An 18440-nucleotide genomic window follows, 5' to 3' on the forward strand; every position below is an offset into this window, starting at 1 on the left:
TCAAGCCTTCGGCGCCGTCTGCTGGCACAGTCGTTGGTCCTTCCACGGGTTGTAGAGCGTTATGTCGAATTCACTCATGCCGCGCAGTGCCTTTCTGCGGGGGGCGGCGGCGATCATGCCGCTGTCCCTGGCCACCGCGCCCTGGGGGCTGTTGGCCGGTTCCATGGCCATCGAGGCCAACCTGACGCCCCTGCAAGGTCAAGGTTTGTCGAGCATCGTGTTTGCCGGTGCCGCGCAACTGGTGGCGATCGGCATGCTCAAGGGCGGGGCCGGGGTCTTTTCAATCCTGCTGACCACGCTGCTGCTGACCTCCCAGCATTTGCTGTACGGGATGAGCATGCGTTCGGTGATTTCACCGTTGCCGGGTCGCTGGCGGGTGGGGTTGGGCTTTTTGCTCACCGACGAGTTGTTCGCCCTGACCAGTCAACACGACAAACAGCAGTTCAACCGCTGGTACGCCTTGGGCGTGGGGCTGACGTTCTACATCGCCTGGAACCTCTTCACCCTGGCCGGCATCGTGCTCGGCAGCAGCATCCCGGGCCTGGAACATCTGGGGCTGGATTTCTCCATCGCGGCGACCTTTATCGCCCTGATTACACCCGTGGTGCGTAACGTGCCGACGGTGGTCTGTGTGGCGGTGTCGCTGTTCTGTTCGGTGCTGTTCAGCTATTGGCAATGGGGCTCGGCCCTGGTGTTGTCAGGGTTGGCGGGCATGACCGCCGGGTTTATCTGCAACAAGTTTTCCCGGGAGCGCACATGATCGTCTGGGCAGTGATTATCGGCATGGGTGTTTTGGTGTTTCTGAACCGCTACGTGTTTCTTGAGCCCCGATTGCCGGTGCGGTTGAGCAGCAATGCGCGGCAGTTTCTCGGTTTTGCGGTGCCGGGCATGCTCACGGCCATCTGCGGGCCGATTGTGTTTATGCCGGACAAACAACTGAACCTGCAGTGGGACAACCCTTATCTGCTCAGCTCGCTGGTGGCCGTAGGATTGGTGCTTTACACCCGTAATACGCTGCTCAGCATGCTGTTGAGCATGGGGTTCTTCTTTTTGCTGCGCTGGTGGTTGTAAGTTGCACTGGTAAAATTGTTCTACACTTTGTCCATGTACAGTCTTTTAACTGGAGCGAGGTGCACATGACGACCGAGCAAGAGCGGGCGGATGACGACGAAGAAGTCGATGAGCCGACAGAAGAAGAGATCGAGCGTGAGAAACGCAAGGAGCAGACGTGGAAGCACGATGACGGCAAAGAGCTTTCATGGCCGGATCTGAAACCTTGATCGCTCCTATACGAAAAAAGCCCCGCTGGTGCGGGGCTTTTTCGTCGTTTCAAATATCGTCCAGCTGTGTGAAATCGGGGTGTGAAGCCCGATATCCCAGCGTTCTGTCGATCCAGGCATTGAGCTCGTTGACCATCACCGGCGGGTGACCTGGATAGCCTTCGAGGGTGCTGCGCAGGACGCGTTCGATATCGGGAACGCTACGCAGGTTTCGGGTCTTGATGTAGTGGCCGATAAAACAGTCGAGTTCAAAGCGTTCTGTCATCGACAGATAAATACACTCCAGGCCACCGACCTGTTTGATTGCAAAATCGTCGCGCAACTTAGTTCTCTGCAAGGCTTGTAAAAGTTGTAGGGGATTCCTGACTGTTGACTCTTTGGTCAACTGGTATGTCAATCGGAAAGGCGGCGCGCATGCTATCCGTAGCGCCTCTAAATGTATGTATGACGATTGAAATGTCAGACAGGCGGTTAGTTCGCTCAAACGACTGTTTTATTAAAGCTGTCTCAAGAATGAAACACCCCCTGTAACACCACCGGCTCACCGGTAGGAGCTGCCGCAGGCTGCGATCTTTTGATCTTGATATTTTTTGCGAAGAATCAAAGTCAGAAGATCGCAGCCTGCGGCAGCTCCTACATGAGAGAACGGGGGCATTCGGCGATATTTAGGCTTGCTCAATAATTAAGTTGGCGCCCTGATTGCGTGAGTTCCCCACTGCTTTGCCGACTTTGTGCCATTCGAAGGCCTCCGGGCTTTCGCCTTCGAACAGGAGCATTTGTTCGGCGCGTTCGGCAGGCGTCGCCGGGTCGAGCCATTCGTGCACCAAGTCTGCGCGGAACACCACGGGCCGTCGGTCATGGATATCGAGCATTCCGCCGACGCTGTCGGCGGTGATGATCACGAAGCCATCGTCGTCCCGAGCCTGCACCTGGGGCGTAGGACACTGACCGATGGCTGCGCAGAAAACCGGCCCTTGATCTGCCCGACGAATCAGCCAGGGTTGTCGGGTTTTGTCGTCGTCATCGACCCATTCAAACCAGTTGTCGACGGGTACGATCAGCCGATGGCGCCAGATCGCGCGAAAGAACGGGCCATGGGCGACTTTCTCCACCCGCGCATTGATCGGCGCGGCGCGGTCCTTGGCCCAGTGCGGGCGCCAGCCCCAGCGCAAGTTGTCGGCGTATAACGCCTGCTCATGCTGGTGGAGCACGGCCAGCGATGTGGTCGGCGCGGCGTTGTAGCGACTCAGCGGCGCATCGCCGACATGATTGATCAACGCATCGGGAATGCTCAGGACGGCGACGAAGTCGTGGATGCCTCGGTACTGCGAGAGTCTTCCGCACATGGCTGAATCTCCGGTAGGAAATTTCAGCGTAGTCGCTTCCTTGTACTAGTCCTGCGCGCCCTGACCGGTGAACGCATCGCGCCAGGTCAGCCAGCGTCGTTCAAGCACCGCGAGGATGCCGTCGCTGAGTTTGCCCAGTACCGCCAGCACGATGATGGCGGCCAGGACGATGTCCGGACGTGAGGTTTCGCGACCATCACTGAGCAGATAGCCCAAGCCTTTGGTCGCGGCGATCAGTTCGGCGGCCACCAGAAACATCCAGGCCAGGCTCATGCCGCTGCGCAGTCCGGTGAACAGGCCGGGCAGGGCGGCGGGCAACAGAATCCGCCGCACCAGCCGGGCCCGACTGAAACCATACATCTGCCCGACTTCCACCAGTTTGCGGTCGATGTCGCGGATCGCCGCGACGCCGTTGAGGTACACCGGGAAGAAGGCGCCGATGGCGATCAGGACGATTTTCGAAGTCTCGTCGATGCCCAGCCATAGCAGCAACAGCGGCACCCAGGCCAGGCTCGGAATCGAGCGCAGACCGGCGAAGGTCGGCTCCAGATACGCTTCGGCTTCGCGGCTCAAACCGACCCACGCGGCAAACACCAAGGCCAGGCTGGCACCGATGGCGAACCCCAGCAGCACCCGCAACAGACTGGCGCTGATGTGTTTCCATAGCGCGCCTTCAGCCAGATCACTCAGGGTCAGGGCTATCTCGCTCGGCGCAGGCATCTGGTAAGACGGCAGCCAGCCGATGCGTACGATTATTTCCAGCAGCACTACGATCAGCGCCGGTAAGGCCAGGCCTTTGCCGCGGCGCCGCCATGCCGGGTTGAGAAGAGCTGACTGCCGGCGTGGCGCGGCGAGTGGTACGGGCAGGTCTTTGCTGTGACTCGTCATGAATGTGGCTCCGCTCACGACAAATCCGCGACGCGCGCGGATTGGCGGTGAGCCTGTTCGATTACTGGCGGGCGACGGCTTGCTGCACACCGCTGTCGAGCAATTGGTCGATCACCTGATCGACATTCACCCCGCGACGCACCAGCTCTTCGGAGACCAGAATCGGCGCAGCAGCCTTCGAGGCGCTTATGTCGTTGGCCGTGAGCTGCGGGCTGCTGAGGTCGGTGCGCGACAACTGCAACTTGGCCACGTCCAGCGGCAGTCCGGATTCCTTGGCGAGCAGGGCGGCGAACGCGTCAGGGTTTTTCAGCGCCCAGTCGCGGGCCTGTTCGTAAGCCTTGATCACCGTATCGATGGTTTGCGGATGTTCTTTGGCGTACTGCTCGGTGACGCTGATCACCCCGTAACTGTTGAAGGCCGGGTTGCGGTAGAGCAAGCGCGAACCCGCCTGTACCTGACTGGCGGCCATGTGCGGATCAAGGCCGGCCCAGGCGTCGACATCACCTTTCTCCAATGCCGTGCGGCCATCCGGATGTTGCAGGTGTACCAGTTCAACGTCGTCTTTTTTCAGCCCGGCCTGTTGCAGGCTGCGCAAGGTGAACAGGTACGGATCGGTGCCTTTGGTGGCGGCGATTTTCTTGCCCTTGAGGTCGGCGATGGATTGATACGGCGAGTCTTTGCGCACCACCAACGCCGTCCATTCGGCGCGGCTATAAACGTAAACCGATTTGATCGGGCTGCCGTTGGCGCGGCTCAAGACGGCTGCGAGGCTGGCGCTGGAGGCGAAATCAACGCCGCCACTGTTGAGGTATTCCAGCGAACGGTTGCTGCCCTGGCTCAGTACCCAGCTGACTTTGGTATTGGGCAGGGCTTTTTCGAGGAAACCGAAATTCTTCAGGACCAGGCTCACTGGCGAGTAGTAGGCGTAATCCAGGTGTACTTCCGTCGGCGCAGTTTCGGCCGCGTGGGCGACCGGGTTCAAGGCCAGCGCCAGGGCGCTGGCGACCAGCAGAGTTTTAAAAAGAGGAAAGAACGATGTCATGGGGCGCTCCGGCGAATGCACAGGTTTTTTATGTCCAAAAAGATATTTTTAACGAATGCGTCCTGCATGAATGGAATATTGCAGGCTCTGTGCCATGTGTGCCGAAGGGCCGGATTACGTGGGTTTTGACGCTGTTCAGGGTTTTTTAACTGTTGCGCAGGGAACAGTTCAGTCAGCCGCTGTTGCTGAGCAAACAGTAGAAATCGACAGTGATGAGCTTATGCATAAATCGAATTTGAAAAGCTTGTAATAAGAGCGTTATGGTCTATCGGAATAACCCCCCGGAGCCTCCGATGAACCTGTCCCGATTCCTGTGCAGCCTGCTGACCAGCGCACTGTTTACCGCGCCGTTTGCCTACGCCGCTGAACCGGTCGTCCTGCATGTCGGCGACCAGAACTACTACAACGTTCGCGCCTCGGTCGAGGCGTCGGGTGTGTTGGAGGGTGCGCCTTACACCGTCGACTGGAAACACTTCCAGGCCGCCGCGCCGCTGGCAGAAGCGCTGAATACCGGCGCGCTGGACCTGGGCTTTCTCGGTGATTCGGGCTTTCTGTTCCTCGCCGCCAAGCAAGCACCAGTGAAGCTGATTGGCGTGTCACGGCAGAACCCGGACACCATCGCCTTGTTGGTGCCCAAGGATTCGCCGGTCAAAACTATCGCCGACCTCAAGGGCAAGAAAGTCGCCTACTGGCCCGGCGCCTGGAGCCAGCAACTGACCTTGCGCGCGCTGGAGCAAGCCGACCTGCCGGAAGACTACGTCGACTTCATCAAACTGATGCCGATCGACGCTGCGGCAGCGTTACCCCAAGGCAGCATCGATGCGTTCCCGGTGTGGGAACCGTACATTTCCCAGCAGATCGTGTTCTCCGGTGCGCGACCGATTCTCACGGCAAAAAATCTGATGCCGGGGCTCAGCGCTATCGCAGCCTCCGCCCCGTCAATCGACAGTAAACGTCAAGCCATCGCCGATTTTCTCGGGCGTTTGAAGTTGGCGCGCGCTTGGGTCGACAGCCATACCGACGAGTACGCCGACCTGTGGGCGAAGAAGGCCAATCTCGATCAGCAGGTTTCGCGGCACTGGTTGCGCCAGGCGCACATGACCGTCGGGCCGGTCGATCAGCAAGCCGCCGCAGACCTGCAAAGCACTGCGGATTTCCTCTTCAAAGTCAAAGCGCTGCCGGCACCGCTGGCCACGGCGGGGATTATCGACAGCTCTTTTGAACAGGCGTTGGCTAACTGAACGAGCGCCGGAACCAAACCCTGTGTACCTTATCCAACCCCGGCTCGCAGATCCGGGCGCAGGGAGGGATAAGGGCGAAGGAGTTTTGCCAATCGACAACATGACCACAGTGGTCGGGCTCAAGGCAAAACATGACCTCCGGATTCAAACTTGTATGTGCAGCGGTGATTGCTCTCGGGCTGGCGGGCTGCATTGCGGCTCCGATCGAAATGACGCCCCAGACGCAACAGCGCCTGCAAGCGCAGCCGCCGATCCGTTTTCTGCTGACCTTTGACGACGGCCCGAGCGCATCAAGCTTCTGGAACCCGACCGACACGGTGCTCGACAGCCTCGCGCAAAACCCGGTGCAGCCGAACATCAAAGCGGTGTTCTTTGTGCAGACCGGCGCGCCACGGGCCGGCGACAGTGACATCGGTCGCCGGGTCATGCACCGCGAGCATGCCGAGGGGCAAATCCTCGGTTTTCACACCGCCACCCACTTTCACACCAACCATCGCTCGTTGAGCCCTGAAGATCTGGAAAAGTCACTGACCCAGGGCAGTGCCGATATCGCCGCGATCACCGGGGCGCCGCCGACCCTGGTGCGTCCGCCGTTCTGGAATTACGACAAGCGCACCTTCGCCGCGTATCAGCAACATGGCATGCACGTGTTATTGACCGACCTGAGCGCCAACGACGGCAAGATCTGGGGCTTCAACGCCAGCCCCCGGCGACGGGCGAACATGTTGCGTCAGCTCTCGGAAGTCCGGGAACGCATCGCCCAAGGCGAACTGCCTGCGGTCGATGGGGTGATTCCGGTGGTGGTGACTTTCCACGACCTCAATCGCTACACCGCCCGGCACACCCGCGAATACCTGCAAATCCTGCTCGACAGCGCTGCGACCACGGGCGTGAGGCTGGCGGACAAGCCGTTTTATGATGATCACGTGGCACTGGAGAAAGCCGCGCTGGCACGCACGGTTCAGCAGAGTTCGGAGGCAGTGGAGTTGCCGGGTATCTGGAACTGGGTCTGGGATCACGATGCCCACTGAGTAAGCGCGCGGAAGTTGTGAGCGAGTTGGCATTCTGGTGTCGAGCACGACACAAATAGCTCATCTATGCTCAACGGATCGATCGATTCACCGCCTGCGAGGCGTGCGCCCATGCTTGCCATTACCGACATTTGCCACATCGTCGAGTCCGGCTTTCCAGCGTTCAAATGCGACTGCATTGAGACGTCGCCAGGGCTGCTGCAGATCAAAGTCTACGAGCCCTGTAGCGGGCGCGTGGAATTGCTGCTGAATGGCGTTTCCCCGGAGCATCTCGTCACGATTCGTGACATTTCCAATTTTATCGGTGAGTTGCGCACCGAAATCAGTGCGGGGCGCAGGGCTTTCGCCGGCTGATTCCTTGCTGACCTTTTATAGACGCCGTTGAAACGCCTGGACGATGCGCAGTGTCGCCTCGCTGGTATTCAAATTCTGCACCGCGTCCAGCGGGTGCCAGATGCAATCGATGATCTCGTTTTGCGGGCGCAGGTCGTCAATATTCAGCACTGACGCTTCGAAGACGTGATGCCGCGTGCTGCCGGTTTGCAATTCCATCAAATACAACACATCGTCGGCATCCAACCCGGTTTCTTCCTGCAATTCGCGCACAGCCGCATGGGCGCGGGTTTCTCCAGGCTCGACTTTGCCGCCGGGCAATGTCCAGCGGCAGCGGGGTTTGCGTACCAGGAGAACATGGCGATCCTGTTCGCAAATGACGGTTGCACGTACTTTCATCTGTTACCTGGTTACCACGCGTCATAAAAATGTAATGAATTTGCAATATTCGAGCCGAGGCCGAATTCAAAGGTTCCGTCGGGACTTGGAGCATGTGCATGAGTGAAAAGTGCCTGCGCCTCGGCCCGTCGGGGGGCAGGGCAATACCTCGTTGGCACCTGATGGGGCTCCGGGTGTAAGGTAAAAGCGTGAAGCTGAACCCACCGTTAGCAAAAAGGAGGTGCCCATGAGCATTCCGATGCTGAACAAGATGCACATGAACGGCTATGACGTGCTCAGTGTGAACAACGGCCCGTGGCGTGTTTGCACGCAGGGTGACCGGCTCGCGTCGTTTGCCAACAGAGAGGAGGCGCTGGCGTATGCCGCAGCACTTCCCGGCTACAAAAAACGCTCGGCACGCGTGCAAAGTCACACGACACGCTGATTGAAGGTAACGAAAGAGCCCCGGGGATTGCCGGGGCTTCTTGTTTGCGGGCGGGGTCAGTTCGCGATCAGTGGACTTTGGTGCGACTGATCGCGCGTGCTTTCACTTCCTTTGCATAGAGCTGCAAGCGCTCTTCATCGCTTTGCAACACTTCGCAGGATCTCAATACAGTTTGCGCATCCGCTTCGTTGCCGGATTTGCGCAACTGCTCAGCGATACGTTTGAGGTCGACAGCCGACCAGCGTAAATCCGATGCGACGCTTTGCAGGTCGCGCTGAAGTTCGTGTTCGTATTCATTGAGCCGCATGATCACCTCCAGAACGTTCTCGGTAGAAAAGAGTAGTCGTATTTTGTGCCTGCGGGGCAAGGCTTGTCGGTGATTGGGCCGAGCGGTTGTGAAAAATTGTCCAAACATGCACAAAGGCGCAGCGCCACGATGGATGTGCACCCTGTTACACGTTACATTCGCTTTTTTTCAGAGCAGGGAAACACCATGCGGATGTGGATCGGTAGTTTGGCGTTGGTTATGTTGGCAGGGTGCTCGTTGCCAGCGTCACTGGTGCCGGGTGAGCCGAATGTCAGCAAGACCAGCGGCAAGGCACCCAAAGACTATGCCGCCTGTGTATTACCGTTGTGGCAGCAAGACGTTGCCAAGACTACGCAAACGTCAATCTCCAACGGTTATCGCATCACCGCGCCGAGCGTCATTACTGCCGACGAAATCCTCGATGTCGTCAAATACAAGGATGGCAGCCGGGTGTCGTTGTATCAGGGGCCGCCCTGGGCCAAGTCCGGCTCGTTGCGTAAATCGGTGCGCGACTGCCTGTAAGGCTGTTTTCAGGTACAAAAAAGCAGAAACCGCGGCAACGGTTTCTGCTTTTTTATGCCCGCGGGCGGCGCTCAGTCAGAAATATCGGTCAGGGGGATGCTGCCAACGTTGCCTTTTTTCTCTCGCCGATCCTGAATCCAGTTTTCCACTTGCTGGCCGAATTCCGCGGGTGCCTTGCGCCCGACCTTTCTCGCAATGTCGAGGATGGTCTGTTGGGCAAGGGCTTCTTCCATGCGCTTTTGCGCCGTCATCATCGCGCCGTGAATCGAGCAGGTGCCTTCTATTGCCCACTCCGGCGGATTGCCCTCAAACAGGGCGCAACGCCCGCGGATGTCGCGGCATTCGAAAATGTTCTTGCGCCCGTCGATGGCGTTGACGATGTCGAGCAGGGTGATTTCATCGGCTGGCCGCGCCAGGCTAAAGCCGCCGCGTACGCCCTCACTGGCCACCACCAGTTTGCCCTTGGCCAGTTTGGTGAAAATCTTCGCCAGATATTCCACGGGAACACCTTGCAACTCCGCAAGATCGCGCACGCTGGCCTCGCGGCTGTCACCGCCGCTGCCTACCAGAAAGGCCAGGCAATGAATGCCGTATTCGACCCCAGCACTGTAAAGAGACATATCTAATTCCGACTGAATTTGTCGTAAATACTACCAGCCAGAATACGACCAGGCAATCTGCCGATTACGTGGGATGTGTCTGTTTTAACGCCTTAATCCAGTGAAACGTTGATCTTTGTTAGCGCTCCGCTTTCTATCGGTATCGATTAAATAGATTAAACCCATCGAATTATCTGACTTGTTAGCTGTAAGTCCGACCAATAGAGTCGGAGCTATCGGAGTGGCAGCGACTGCCGTTCGGAAAAATTCTCGGCAACTCTTTCAACGGTTTGGTTTTTTCTGGAGCGTCACAATGAAGCAGCAAATTCTGGTTATCGGTGCAGGTTTTGGCGGTATGTGGTCGGCGTTGAGTGCGGCACGGCTGGTTGATCTTCAGGGCCGTGCAGACGTTGAGATCAGCGTTCTGGCGCCGCAGGCAGAGTTGCGCGTGCGTCCGCGCTTCTATGAGCCGAATGCTCATCAACTGGCAGCGCCGCTCCACGAACTGTTCGAAGTGGTCGGCGTTCACTTCATCAAAGGCGCCGCCGAGACCATTGACGTGGCGGCGAAAACCGTCGGCTACAGCGATGCCGCCGGCATCCATCAAGTGTTCCACTACGACAAACTCGTTCTGGCCAGCGGCAGCGGTCTGGCCCAGTCGGGCACTCCAGGCGTTGCTCAGCACGCCTTCGATGTTGATCGCATAGAAGCGGCCATCCGTCTGGAGGCTCATTTGAAATCCCTGAAAGACCTGCCGCACAGCCAGGCGCGCAATACCGTGGTTGTAGCCGGTGGCGGATTTACCGGGATCGAAACGGCGACCGAACTGCCCGGACGTCTGCGCGAGATTTTCGCTGAGGGCGCTGATTTCAAGGTGATCGTCATTGATCGCGGACTGAAGATCGGCGCTTCGATGGGCGAAGAGATCAGCAAGTCCATCGTCGAGGCCAGCGAAGAGCTGGGTGTTGAATGGCGCCTGGGCGTTTCTGTGCAGTCGGTCGATGCCGGTGGCGTGACACTGTCGGACGGTCAGCGTATCGAAGCGAACACCGTGATCTGGACCACTGGCGTGCGCGCCAGCTCGCTCACTGAGCAGATTCCGGGCGAGCGCGATAAACAAGGTCGCCTGCACGTCGATGCGCACCTCAAAGTCATCGGCCAGGACGACATCTTCGCCACGGGCGACGTGGCGTACGCTGCCACCGACAGCCTCGGCAACTACGCACTGATGACCTGCCAGCACGCGATCTCGCTGGGTCGTTATGCGGGCAATAACGTCGCGGCGCAGCTGCTCGGCGTCGATCCGACGCCGTACAGCCAGCCGAAATACGTGACCTGTCTGGATCTCGGTGCCTGGGGTGCGGTGTACACCGAGGGTTGGGATCGTCAGGTGAAACTGGTCAGGCAGGAAGGCAAAACCCTGAAGACTCAGATCAACACCCAGTGGATTTATCCGCCAGCGGCTGATCGCGTGAGTGCGCTCGCGGCGGCGGATCCGATGATTCCTGTGGTTGCGTAATCAGTCTGATCTTGGGTGCCAACCCTTTGCGTGCGCGGCAGCGGGTTGTCATTGTTCTGCCGCGGCAAGCTTGTCTCCTGCAATGGTTTTGCGAGTCGCGCAGAGCCATTGAGGGAGCCGAGCGTGCTCGCGAAGGTGACTCGGAGACCGCAGAAGATTTTCACAACGTCTCTATCAGCCAATCCCGAAACGCCTTCAGCGACGGCAGCGTTTCGTTGCGCGGCGGATAGACCAGGTAATAGCTGCGCCGACTGGTGATCGGTTCCCCCAGTTGCAGGAGTTCGCCGTTGAGCAACTCATCTTCCACCAGAATCCGTGGCACCAGCCCCACACCAATGTTGGCCCGTACCGCCTGTATCAAATGCGCGGTCATTTCAAAGCTCGGCCCGATGCGCATGCTGCGATGCGGCAGCGCGTGATGGCTGAACCATTCCGCCCACGCCTGAGCATTGCTGCTGACGTTGAGCAGCAATTGTCCGGCGATGTGCTGTTCGGCGTCATTGCGCTCAGCGGCAGACAGTTGCGCACTGGCGATCACCACCAGCTCTTCCGTGTGCAGCGGCAGAGCACTCAGCCCCGGCCATTCGCCGCCGCCGACGCAGATCGCGGCGTCGATTTCGCTGGTATCGAAGTCAATCGCCTCGATGCGCGAGTGCAGGTGCACGGTCATGCCGGGGTGCGCGGTGTAGAAATCCTTCAGTCGCGGCAACAACCATTTCGAACCAAAGGTCGGCAGCGTCGCCAGGCGCAAGCTGTGTATGCCTGAACCAAACGCCATGGCTTGCAGGGTCGCGCTACGGATCTGCCCAAGCGCCTCGGCCAGTTCGCGTTGATACATGCGCCCGACGTCGGTGAGCACCACTTGCCGACCTTCACGACTGAACAGGCGCATGCCGAGCATCTTCTCGAGAATCTGCACCTGACGGCTGACGGCGCTTTGTGTCAGCGACAGTTCGTGGGCGGCGCGGGTATAGCTTTCGTGGCGCGCGGCCGCCTCGAAGGCCAGTAATAACGACATGGAAGGGGTGAGCGTGCGCGGATTCATTCGGAAAAGTCATCAATAGCGGGTCGAATTTACGGTTGTCCCAATGTTCGCCAGCAATGAACATGGGCAGCATTAGATGGCGGAGCCTGACGCAATCATTCGTTGCGTACAACTGTTCACCGCCACATCGCCTGATTTTGACCTGAGATTCCCCGACCGATGATTGCCCAGCTGTCGCCCGCCACCGCACTGACCACCGATTATCAGCAGTTCCTCAAAGCCCTGAAGGCCAGCGGCTTTCGCGGTGAAATCAGCGCCGATTACGCCAGTCGCGTGGTGCTCGCAACCGATAACTCGATCTATCAACGCCTGCCGCAAGCGGCGGTGTTTCCCATGGATGCCGACGACGTCGCGCGGGTGGCACGGCTGATCGCTGAGCCTGCGTACCAACAGGTCGTGATCACCCCGCGCGGCGGCGGCACGGGCACCAATGGCCAATCGTTGACCGACGGCATCGTTGTCGACCTGTCGCGGCACATGAACCGCATTCTGGAGATCAACGTCGAGCAGCGCTGGGTGCGCGTGCAGGCCGGGGTGGTCAAGGATCAGCTCAATGCGGCGCTGAAGTCCGCCGGGCTGTTTTTCGCTCCGGAACTGTCGACCTCAAACCGCGCAACCGTCGGCGGCATGATCAATACCGACGCCAGCGGCCAGGGCAGTTGCACCTATGGCAAGACCCGCGACCATGTGCTTGAACTCGACATGATCCTGCGTGGCGGCGAGCGTCTGCACGGTCTGCCGCTTGAGGAAAGCGAACTGAGCGCACTGTGTGCCCGTGAAGATCGGGTCGGCGAAGTCTACCGTTGCGCGCGACAGATCATTGATGAGCAGGGCGAACTGATCAAGCAACGCTTTCCTGATCTGAACCGCTGCCTGACCGGTTACGACCTCGCGCATCTGCGCGAGGCCGACCGGCGCTTCAACCTCAACAGCGTGCTCTGCGGTGCGGAAGGTTCGCTGGGTTTTGTCGTCGAGGCGCGGCTCAATGTGCTGCCGATCCCCAAACACACGATGCTGGTGAACATCCGCTACGCCGGGTTCATGGACGCATTGCGCGATGCGCGGGCGCTGATGGCGCTCAAGCCGCTGTCGATCGAAACCGTCGACTCGAAAGTGTTGTTGCTGGCGATGCAGGACATCGTCTGGCACGGCGTCGCGGAGTATTTTCCGCAAAGTGCCGAGCGGCCGACCCTGGGCATCAACCTCGTCGAATTTTGCGGCGATGATCCAGAAGACCTGCAGCGTCGGGTCGAGTCGTTCATCAAGCACTTGAGCAGCGATCGAACCGTCGAGCGATTGGGCCACACGCTGGCAGTCGGGCAAGCGGCGGTGAGCAAGGTTTACGGTATGCGTAAACGCGCGGTCGGCCTGCTCGGCAACGTCGCCGGTGAAGCGCGGCCGCAACCGTTTGTCGAAGACACCGCTGTACCGCCGCAACACCTCGCGGAATACATCGCCGAGCTGCGCGATTTGCTCGACAGCCACGGCTTGCAGTACGGCATGTTCGGCCACGTCGATGCCGGCGTACTGCACGTGCGGCCGATTCTCGACATGAAAGACCCGCAGCAGGCGGCGCTGGTGCGCCCGGTGTCCGACGGCGTTGCCGCGTTGACCCAGCGCTATGGCGGCCTGCTCTGGGGCGAGCACGGTAAAGGTCTGCGTTCGGAGTACGCGCCGGCATTTTTCGGTGATCTTTACCCGGCGCTGCAAGCGCTGAAGGCCGCGTTTGACCCGTTCAATCAGTTCAATCCGGGCAAGATCGCTACCCCGGCCAACACCGATGCGAAGCTGCTGAAAATCGATGAAGTGACCCTGCGTGGTGAGCTGGATCGGCAGATCGACGAAAAAGTCTGGCAGGACTACGGCGCCGCCATGCATTGCAACGGCAATGGCGCCTGCTACAACTTTGATCCCGATGACGCGATGTGCCCGTCGTGGAAAGCCACGCGTGAACGCGCACAGTCGCCCAAGGGCCGCGCCTCGTTGATCCGTGAGTGGCTGCGGTTGCAGGGCGAGGCGGGTGTCGACGTGCTGTCGGAGGCGATTCGCAAGCCTGCGTTTTTCAGTACGTTGTGGCAGCGCTGGCGCAACACCCGCACGCAAACCGAAGACTTCTCCCATGAAGTGTATGACGCCATGGCCGGGTGTCTGGCGTGCAAATCCTGCGCGGGCCAGTGCCCGGTGAAGGTCAACGTGCCGGAGTTTCGTTCGCGCTTTCTCGAGCTGTATCACGGTCGTTATCTGCGCCCGGCGCGGGATTATCTGATTGCCTCGCTGGAATACAGCATTCCGTACATGGCGCGTATTCCGGCGCTGTATAACGGTTTGATGGGCGCGGCGCTGATTCGCGGCGTTCTGGAGCGCGTTGGTGGCATGGTCGATGTGCCCTTGCTCAGCCGTTTCGATTTCCATGCGGCGATGCGTCGTTGGCAGGTGCGGCCGGCGACGGTGGCGACCTTGTCGACGCTGACCCCGGCGCAACGCGAACGCAGCGTAGTGCTGGTGCAGGACGCGTTTACCCGCTACTTCGAAGCTCCGTTGCTGGCGGATCTGGTCGAGCTGATTGCGCGTCTCGGTTATCAGGTCTATCTGGCGCCGTTCAGCGCCAACGGCAAGCCGTTGCATGTGCAGGGCTTTCTCTCGGCATTCAACCGCGCGGCCCTGCGCAATGCCCGGCAGTTACGTGAATTGGCGGACATTGGCGTGCCTTTGCTCGGGCTCGATCCGGCGATGACCCTGGTGTATCGCCAGGAATACCTGAAAGTGCCGGGCATACAGCAATGCCCGGAAGTCGCGCTGGTGCAGGAGTGGTTACTCAACGTCATGCCGGAGCAGACACTTCAGGCCAAAACCGCGTCGTTCCGACTGCTCGCGCACTGCACCGAGAAAACCAACGCCCCGGCCGCCACTCGCCAATGGGAGCAGGTGTTCGACCGTGTCGGTTTGCAACTGGCGACCCAGGCCACCGGCTGCTGTGGCATGTCCGGCACTTACGGGCATGAGGCGCGCAACCGCGAAACGTCGGCGGTGATCTACGAGCAGTCGTGGGCGCGTCAGGTCGAGGCGCCGGCGGAGAAGGGCGAAGCACTGGCCACCGGTTATTCCTGCCGCAGCCAGGTCAAGCGCCAGTCGGATCAGGCACTGCGCCATCCGTTGCAGGTGTTGCTTGAGGTTCTTCGTCGCTGAGCGAGGTGTCGACGTCCTTGTCCCAGATCAGCCGCGGATCGAAGCTCATCGCCGAGAGCATGGTGAACACTACCACCAGGCCAAAAAACAGAATGCCCGGACGCGGTTCGATATCGGCCAGGGCTTGAAACTTGACCAGGGAGGCCACCAGCGCCACCACGATCACATCGAGCATTGACCAATAACCGATAACCTCGACGAAACGGTACAGCTTCGACCGCTCCTTGCGCGCCCATTGGCTGTCACGCCGAACAGTCACCAGCAGCAACGTCAGGGCGACGAACTTGATGCCAGGCACCGCGATACTGGCGATAAAAATGATCAAGGCAATGTCCCAGGCACCGGATTCCCAAAACTCCAGCACGCCGCTGATGATGGTGCTGTCGGCGCCGTTGCCGACCATTTGGGTGTTCATCACCGGCAACAGATTGGCCGGGACGTAAAACGCCAGGGCCGTGAACATATAGGCCCAGGTCCGGGCAAGGGAATTCGTCTTGCGCCGATGCAGCGGCGCACCGCAGCGCTCACATTCGTGAGGGTCGTTGGTCATGTCGCAGGCCAGGCCACAGCTGTGACACAGGCACAGGCCGAGTTCGCTGGCGACCGGAGGCGTTGTCATAAAATGTCCCACAGTTCACGGATATCGCGCCCGGCGATGCGGATCATCATCAGGCTGAGAACGGCCAGGGCGAACAGGCCGATACCGGGCAGTACATCCAGCAACCCGGCGAGCTTGATGACCGCGACCATCGCACCCAGCAGGCAGACTTCCAGCATGCTCCAGGGCCTGAGCGCTTCCAGCCAGCGCATGCAGAACCTGAAGCCCGGCGCGCGCTGGCGTGCAAGGGCGAAGCTCAATACCCAGATCAGCAGCAATAACTGGAAGATCGGCGCGATGATCATGGCGATCGCCGCCACCATGGCGATGAACGTGATCGGCCCCAGACTCAGGGCCAGCACCGAGTCCCAAAGCGTGGCGCTGTTTTTCAGGCCTTTTAGGTTGATGCTCATGACCGGATAGAAATTGGCAAAAACCCACAGCACCAATGCAGTGAAGGTCAAGGCCAGGCGCTGCTCTACCGTCAGGCCGTTATAGCGCTGGAGCACGCCGCCGCAGCGGGTGCACAGGGTTTTCTGATGTTTGGCGAGCGTGACTTTTTCATACACGCAGTCGCAGTGCTCGCAGATGATCAGGTGCTCGGTGTTGACCATAGACAACGCTCGACAGCAGGCCGCAAGGGCAGGGGGACTTGATCACTATAGAAGGCTGAGGCTATTGGGCAACTTGGCTGACGACTACAGGTTGGCTTTTCTTGGAATCAATATCGATTGGGTTTGGGTTTGGGTTTTGGCTTTGTGGTCGCGGGTTCTCGGCGCTGAAGGCCCGACGCCGCGACATCACCTGATTGAAATACCTGCAGGCCCATGCTGATTGCGTTTGCTCGCGAAAGCGGTCTATCAGTCGACAACGGCATTAACTGACCGGCCCCTTCGCGAGCAAGCTTTGCTCCTACGGTTTTGGCGTTATGAGTGAAATTCTGAGCCAACAGCAAAAACCTGTGGGAGCGGGCTTGCTCGCGAAAGCGGAGTGTCATTCAACAATGATGTCGGCTGACACGGCCCCTTCGCGAGCAAGCTCAGCTCCTACAGGGATTGTGGCCGCACACAAATACCCGGCCCACCACCGAACAACTGTGGGAGCGGGCTTGCTCGCGAAAGCGGTGTGTTATTCAACAACGATGTCGACTGACACGGCCTCTTCGCGAGCAAGCTCAGCTCCTACAGTTTTGTGTTGTGAGTGAAATCTGAGTCCGTTGCGCAAGACCTTGTGGGTTTGCGGATTACTTGCGATCCAGCCACACGGTTTGCGCATTGCAGAACTCGCGTACGCCGAAGTGCGACAGTTCGCGGCCGAAACCGCTTTTCTTCACGCCACCGAAGGTCACGCGTGGGTCGCTGGCGGAGTAGCCATTGATGAACACACCGCCGGTTTCCAGTTCGCTGGTCAGTTGTTGGGCCAGTTGAACGTTGGCGGTGTAAATCGTGGCGGTCAGACCAAACTCGCTGTCGTTGGCCAGGGCCACGGCATGGGCGCAATCGCGGGCGGTGATGATCGAGGCGACCGGGCCGAACAGTTCCTGTTTGAACGAGGTCATGCGATCGGTGACGTTGGCCAGCACGGTCGGCTCGTAATAGTTGCCGGCACCTGCGGATTTGCCGCCGCCGAGCAGCAGGGTCGCACCTTCCTCAAGGGTGTCGCGCACCTGCTGATCCAATTCATCGCGCAGATCGAAACGCGCCATCGGGCCGATGTAGGTGTCGGCGGCCAGCGGGTCGCCAACCTTCAATTTGCGTGTGGCTTCGACGAATTTGCGGGTGAACTCCTCGACCACGCCTTCTTCGATGATCAAGCGCTTGGCGGCGGCGCAGACCTGCCCGGAGTTCTGGTAGCGACCGATGACGGCGGCCTGCACGGCTTCGTCGAGATCCGCATCGTTAAGCACGATAAACGGATCGGAACCGCCCAATTCCAGCACGCATTTTTTCAGCGCGGCACCGGCCTGAGCACCGATGGCGATACCGGCGCGCACGCTGCCGGTGAGGGTCACGGCGGCGATGCGTGGGTCGGTAATTGCTTTTGAAACGCCGTCCGGCGTGACGTTGATAACTTCAAACACGCCTTCGGCAAACCCGGCGCGCTGGATCGCATCGCGCAGCAGATAGGCGCTGCCCATGACGTTGGGCGCGTGCTTGAGGACGTAGGTGTTGCCGGCGATCAGCGCTGGAACGGCGCCACGCAGCACCTGCCAGATCGGGAAGTTCCACGGCATCACGGCGAGAATCGGGCCCAGCGGGCGGTATTCAATGCGCGCCTTGCCACCTTCAACCAGCGTCGACTCGGCGGTCAACATGGCGGGGCCGTGTTCGGCGTACCACTCGCACAGTTGCGCACACTTTTCGATTTCACCGCGGGCCTGGGTGGTGGGCTTACCCATTTCCAGAGTGATCATACGCGCCAGTTTTGGCGCATCGTCGCGCAGTGCCTGGGCCAGGGCGATCAGCGATTGTGCGCGCTGTTCTACTGGTGTCCGGCGCCATACCGAGAAACCGGCGGCGGCACGGGCGAGGGCGGCGTCCAGTGCCTCGGCGGATTCGAAAGGGTAGTGGCCGATCTGCTCGCCATTGGCGGGGTTGATCGAAATGGCATGGGTGAGACTGGAAACCTGGGTCATGGCACCGTCCTGCTGGGTGGGTATGCGCTCAGATTACGGGGGTGG

At 59.6% G+C, this 18440-nt stretch carries 21 protein-coding genes; 10 read left to right on the top strand and 11 right to left on the bottom strand.

Annotated features, from left to right (window positions below):
* The first annotated feature begins 61 nt into the window (after window positions 1–61).
* From JFT87_RS16680 to JFT87_RS16690, 3 genes are all read left to right on the top strand, one after another.
* A complete protein-coding gene (locus tag JFT87_RS16680) occupies window positions 62–760 on the top strand; it encodes an AzlC family ABC transporter permease (protein WP_201202932.1) in 699 nt (232 codons plus the stop codon).
* The gene (locus tag JFT87_RS16685; protein ID WP_177333631.1) at window positions 760–1071 is read left to right on the top strand and encodes an AzlD domain-containing protein; all 312 of its coding nucleotides are present in this window, start codon (window positions 760–762) and stop codon (window positions 1069–1071) included. The genes JFT87_RS16680 and JFT87_RS16685 overlap by 1 nt, the downstream gene beginning before the upstream one ends.
* A 65-nt stretch (window positions 1072–1136) precedes the next feature.
* Complete coding sequence (locus JFT87_RS16690) at window positions 1137–1280, top strand: hypothetical protein (RefSeq protein ID WP_201202935.1); 144 nt, start codon at window positions 1137–1139, stop codon at window positions 1278–1280.
* 49 nt (window positions 1281–1329) lie between these two features.
* Here JFT87_RS16690 and JFT87_RS16695 read toward each other — a convergent pair whose 3' ends face one another.
* The 4 genes from JFT87_RS16695 to JFT87_RS16710 all read right to left on the bottom strand — a co-directional run bounded on the left by JFT87_RS16695 (window position 1330) and on the right by JFT87_RS16710 (window position 4556).
* Entirely contained in the window at window positions 1330–1602 is a 273-nt protein-coding gene (locus tag JFT87_RS16695; RefSeq protein ID WP_201202937.1) for a hypothetical protein, read from the bottom strand.
* 343 nt (window positions 1603–1945) lie between these two features.
* Window positions 1946–2626, bottom strand: a complete 681-nt coding sequence (locus JFT87_RS16700) for an SOS response-associated peptidase (RefSeq protein WP_201202939.1) — start codon at window positions 2624–2626, stop codon at window positions 1946–1948.
* A gap of 45 nt (window positions 2627–2671) precedes the next feature.
* Window positions 2672–3514 (bottom strand): ABC transporter permease, encoded by an 843-nt coding sequence (locus JFT87_RS16705; RefSeq protein ID WP_201202941.1) that lies wholly within the window; start codon window positions 3512–3514, stop codon window positions 2672–2674.
* Between the two features lie 61 nt (window positions 3515–3575).
* Window positions 3576–4556: an aliphatic sulfonate ABC transporter substrate-binding protein gene (locus JFT87_RS16710; protein WP_201202943.1), complete on the bottom strand. Its 981-nt coding sequence runs from the start codon at window positions 4554–4556 to the stop codon at window positions 3576–3578.
* A gap of 293 nt (window positions 4557–4849) precedes the next feature.
* On the opposite strand from JFT87_RS16710, the gene JFT87_RS16715 reads away from it, so the two are divergent.
* From JFT87_RS16715 to JFT87_RS16725, 3 genes are all read left to right on the top strand, one after another.
* Window positions 4850–5797 (top strand): ABC transporter substrate-binding protein, encoded by a 948-nt coding sequence (locus JFT87_RS16715; RefSeq protein WP_201202945.1) that lies wholly within the window; start codon window positions 4850–4852, stop codon window positions 5795–5797.
* A gap of 131 nt (window positions 5798–5928) precedes the next feature.
* On the top strand, window positions 5929–6828 hold the full coding sequence (locus JFT87_RS16720; protein ID WP_201202947.1) for a polysaccharide deacetylase family protein: 900 nt from the start codon (window positions 5929–5931) through the stop codon (window positions 6826–6828).
* 111 nt (window positions 6829–6939) lie between these two features.
* The gene (locus JFT87_RS16725) at window positions 6940–7182 is read left to right on the top strand and encodes a DUF1652 domain-containing protein (RefSeq protein WP_201202949.1); all 243 of its coding nucleotides are present in this window, start codon (window positions 6940–6942) and stop codon (window positions 7180–7182) included.
* A 15-nt stretch (window positions 7183–7197) separates the two neighbouring features.
* Here JFT87_RS16725 and JFT87_RS16730 read toward each other — a convergent pair whose 3' ends face one another.
* Window positions 7198–7560: an NUDIX hydrolase gene (locus JFT87_RS16730; RefSeq protein ID WP_201202951.1), complete on the bottom strand. Its 363-nt coding sequence runs from the start codon at window positions 7558–7560 to the stop codon at window positions 7198–7200.
* 226 nt (window positions 7561–7786) lie between these two features.
* On the opposite strand from JFT87_RS16730, the gene JFT87_RS16735 reads away from it, so the two are divergent.
* Window positions 7787–7984, top strand: coding sequence for a DUF2188 domain-containing protein (locus JFT87_RS16735; protein ID WP_201202953.1), 198 nt, complete (start codon window positions 7787–7789; stop codon window positions 7982–7984).
* 67 nt (window positions 7985–8051) lie between these two features.
* Here JFT87_RS16735 and JFT87_RS16740 read toward each other — a convergent pair whose 3' ends face one another.
* The gene (locus tag JFT87_RS16740) at window positions 8052–8291 is read right to left on the bottom strand and encodes a hypothetical protein (protein ID WP_008085812.1); all 240 of its coding nucleotides are present in this window, start codon (window positions 8289–8291) and stop codon (window positions 8052–8054) included.
* A gap of 186 nt (window positions 8292–8477) precedes the next feature.
* On the opposite strand from JFT87_RS16740, the gene JFT87_RS16745 reads away from it, so the two are divergent.
* A complete protein-coding gene (locus JFT87_RS16745; RefSeq protein ID WP_201202955.1) occupies window positions 8478–8813 on the top strand; it encodes a hypothetical protein in 336 nt (111 codons plus the stop codon).
* Window positions 8814–8884: 71 nt separating this feature from the next.
* Here the strand turns inward: JFT87_RS16745 and JFT87_RS16750 are convergent, their stop codons facing one another.
* Complete coding sequence (locus JFT87_RS16750; RefSeq protein ID WP_201202958.1) at window positions 8885–9433, bottom strand: RrF2 family transcriptional regulator; 549 nt, start codon at window positions 9431–9433, stop codon at window positions 8885–8887.
* A 292-nt stretch (window positions 9434–9725) separates the two neighbouring features.
* Between JFT87_RS16750 and JFT87_RS16755 the strand changes: the two genes are divergently transcribed.
* Complete coding sequence (locus JFT87_RS16755) at window positions 9726–10931, top strand: NAD(P)/FAD-dependent oxidoreductase (RefSeq protein ID WP_201202960.1); 1206 nt, start codon at window positions 9726–9728, stop codon at window positions 10929–10931.
* 160 nt (window positions 10932–11091) lie between these two features.
* Here the strand turns inward: JFT87_RS16755 and JFT87_RS16760 are convergent, their stop codons facing one another.
* The gene (locus tag JFT87_RS16760) at window positions 11092–11976 is read right to left on the bottom strand and encodes a LysR substrate-binding domain-containing protein (RefSeq protein WP_201202962.1); all 885 of its coding nucleotides are present in this window, start codon (window positions 11974–11976) and stop codon (window positions 11092–11094) included.
* Between the two features lie 159 nt (window positions 11977–12135).
* Here JFT87_RS16760 and ydiJ point away from each other — a divergent pair, with 159 nt between their 5' ends.
* Window positions 12136–15162 carry a D-2-hydroxyglutarate dehydrogenase YdiJ gene (gene ydiJ, locus JFT87_RS16765; protein WP_201202964.1) on the top strand — a complete coding sequence of 1009 codons (3027 nt, stop codon included), beginning with the start codon at window positions 12136–12138 and terminating at the stop codon, window positions 15160–15162.
* Here ydiJ and JFT87_RS16770 read toward each other — a convergent pair.
* The 3 genes from JFT87_RS16770 to JFT87_RS16780 form a co-directional block, all read right to left on the bottom strand.
* Window positions 15095–15781, bottom strand: a complete 687-nt coding sequence (locus tag JFT87_RS16770) for a paraquat-inducible protein A (RefSeq protein ID WP_201202966.1) — start codon at window positions 15779–15781, stop codon at window positions 15095–15097. The two genes, ydiJ and JFT87_RS16770, sit on opposite strands and share 68 nt — an antisense overlap.
* A complete protein-coding gene (locus JFT87_RS16775) occupies window positions 15778–16374 on the bottom strand; it encodes a paraquat-inducible protein A (protein WP_201202968.1) in 597 nt (198 codons plus the stop codon). Before JFT87_RS16775 ends, JFT87_RS16770 begins: the two co-directional genes overlap by 4 nt.
* Before the next feature lie 629 nt (window positions 16375–17003).
* The gene (locus JFT87_RS16780; RefSeq protein ID WP_201202970.1) at window positions 17004–18395 is read right to left on the bottom strand and encodes an aldehyde dehydrogenase family protein; all 1392 of its coding nucleotides are present in this window, start codon (window positions 18393–18395) and stop codon (window positions 17004–17006) included.
* Between the last annotated feature and the right edge of the window lie 45 nt (window positions 18396–18440).

Source organism: Pseudomonas sp. TH15 (assembly GCF_016651105.1).
Lineage (GTDB): Bacteria > Pseudomonadota > Gammaproteobacteria > Pseudomonadales > Pseudomonadaceae > Aquipseudomonas.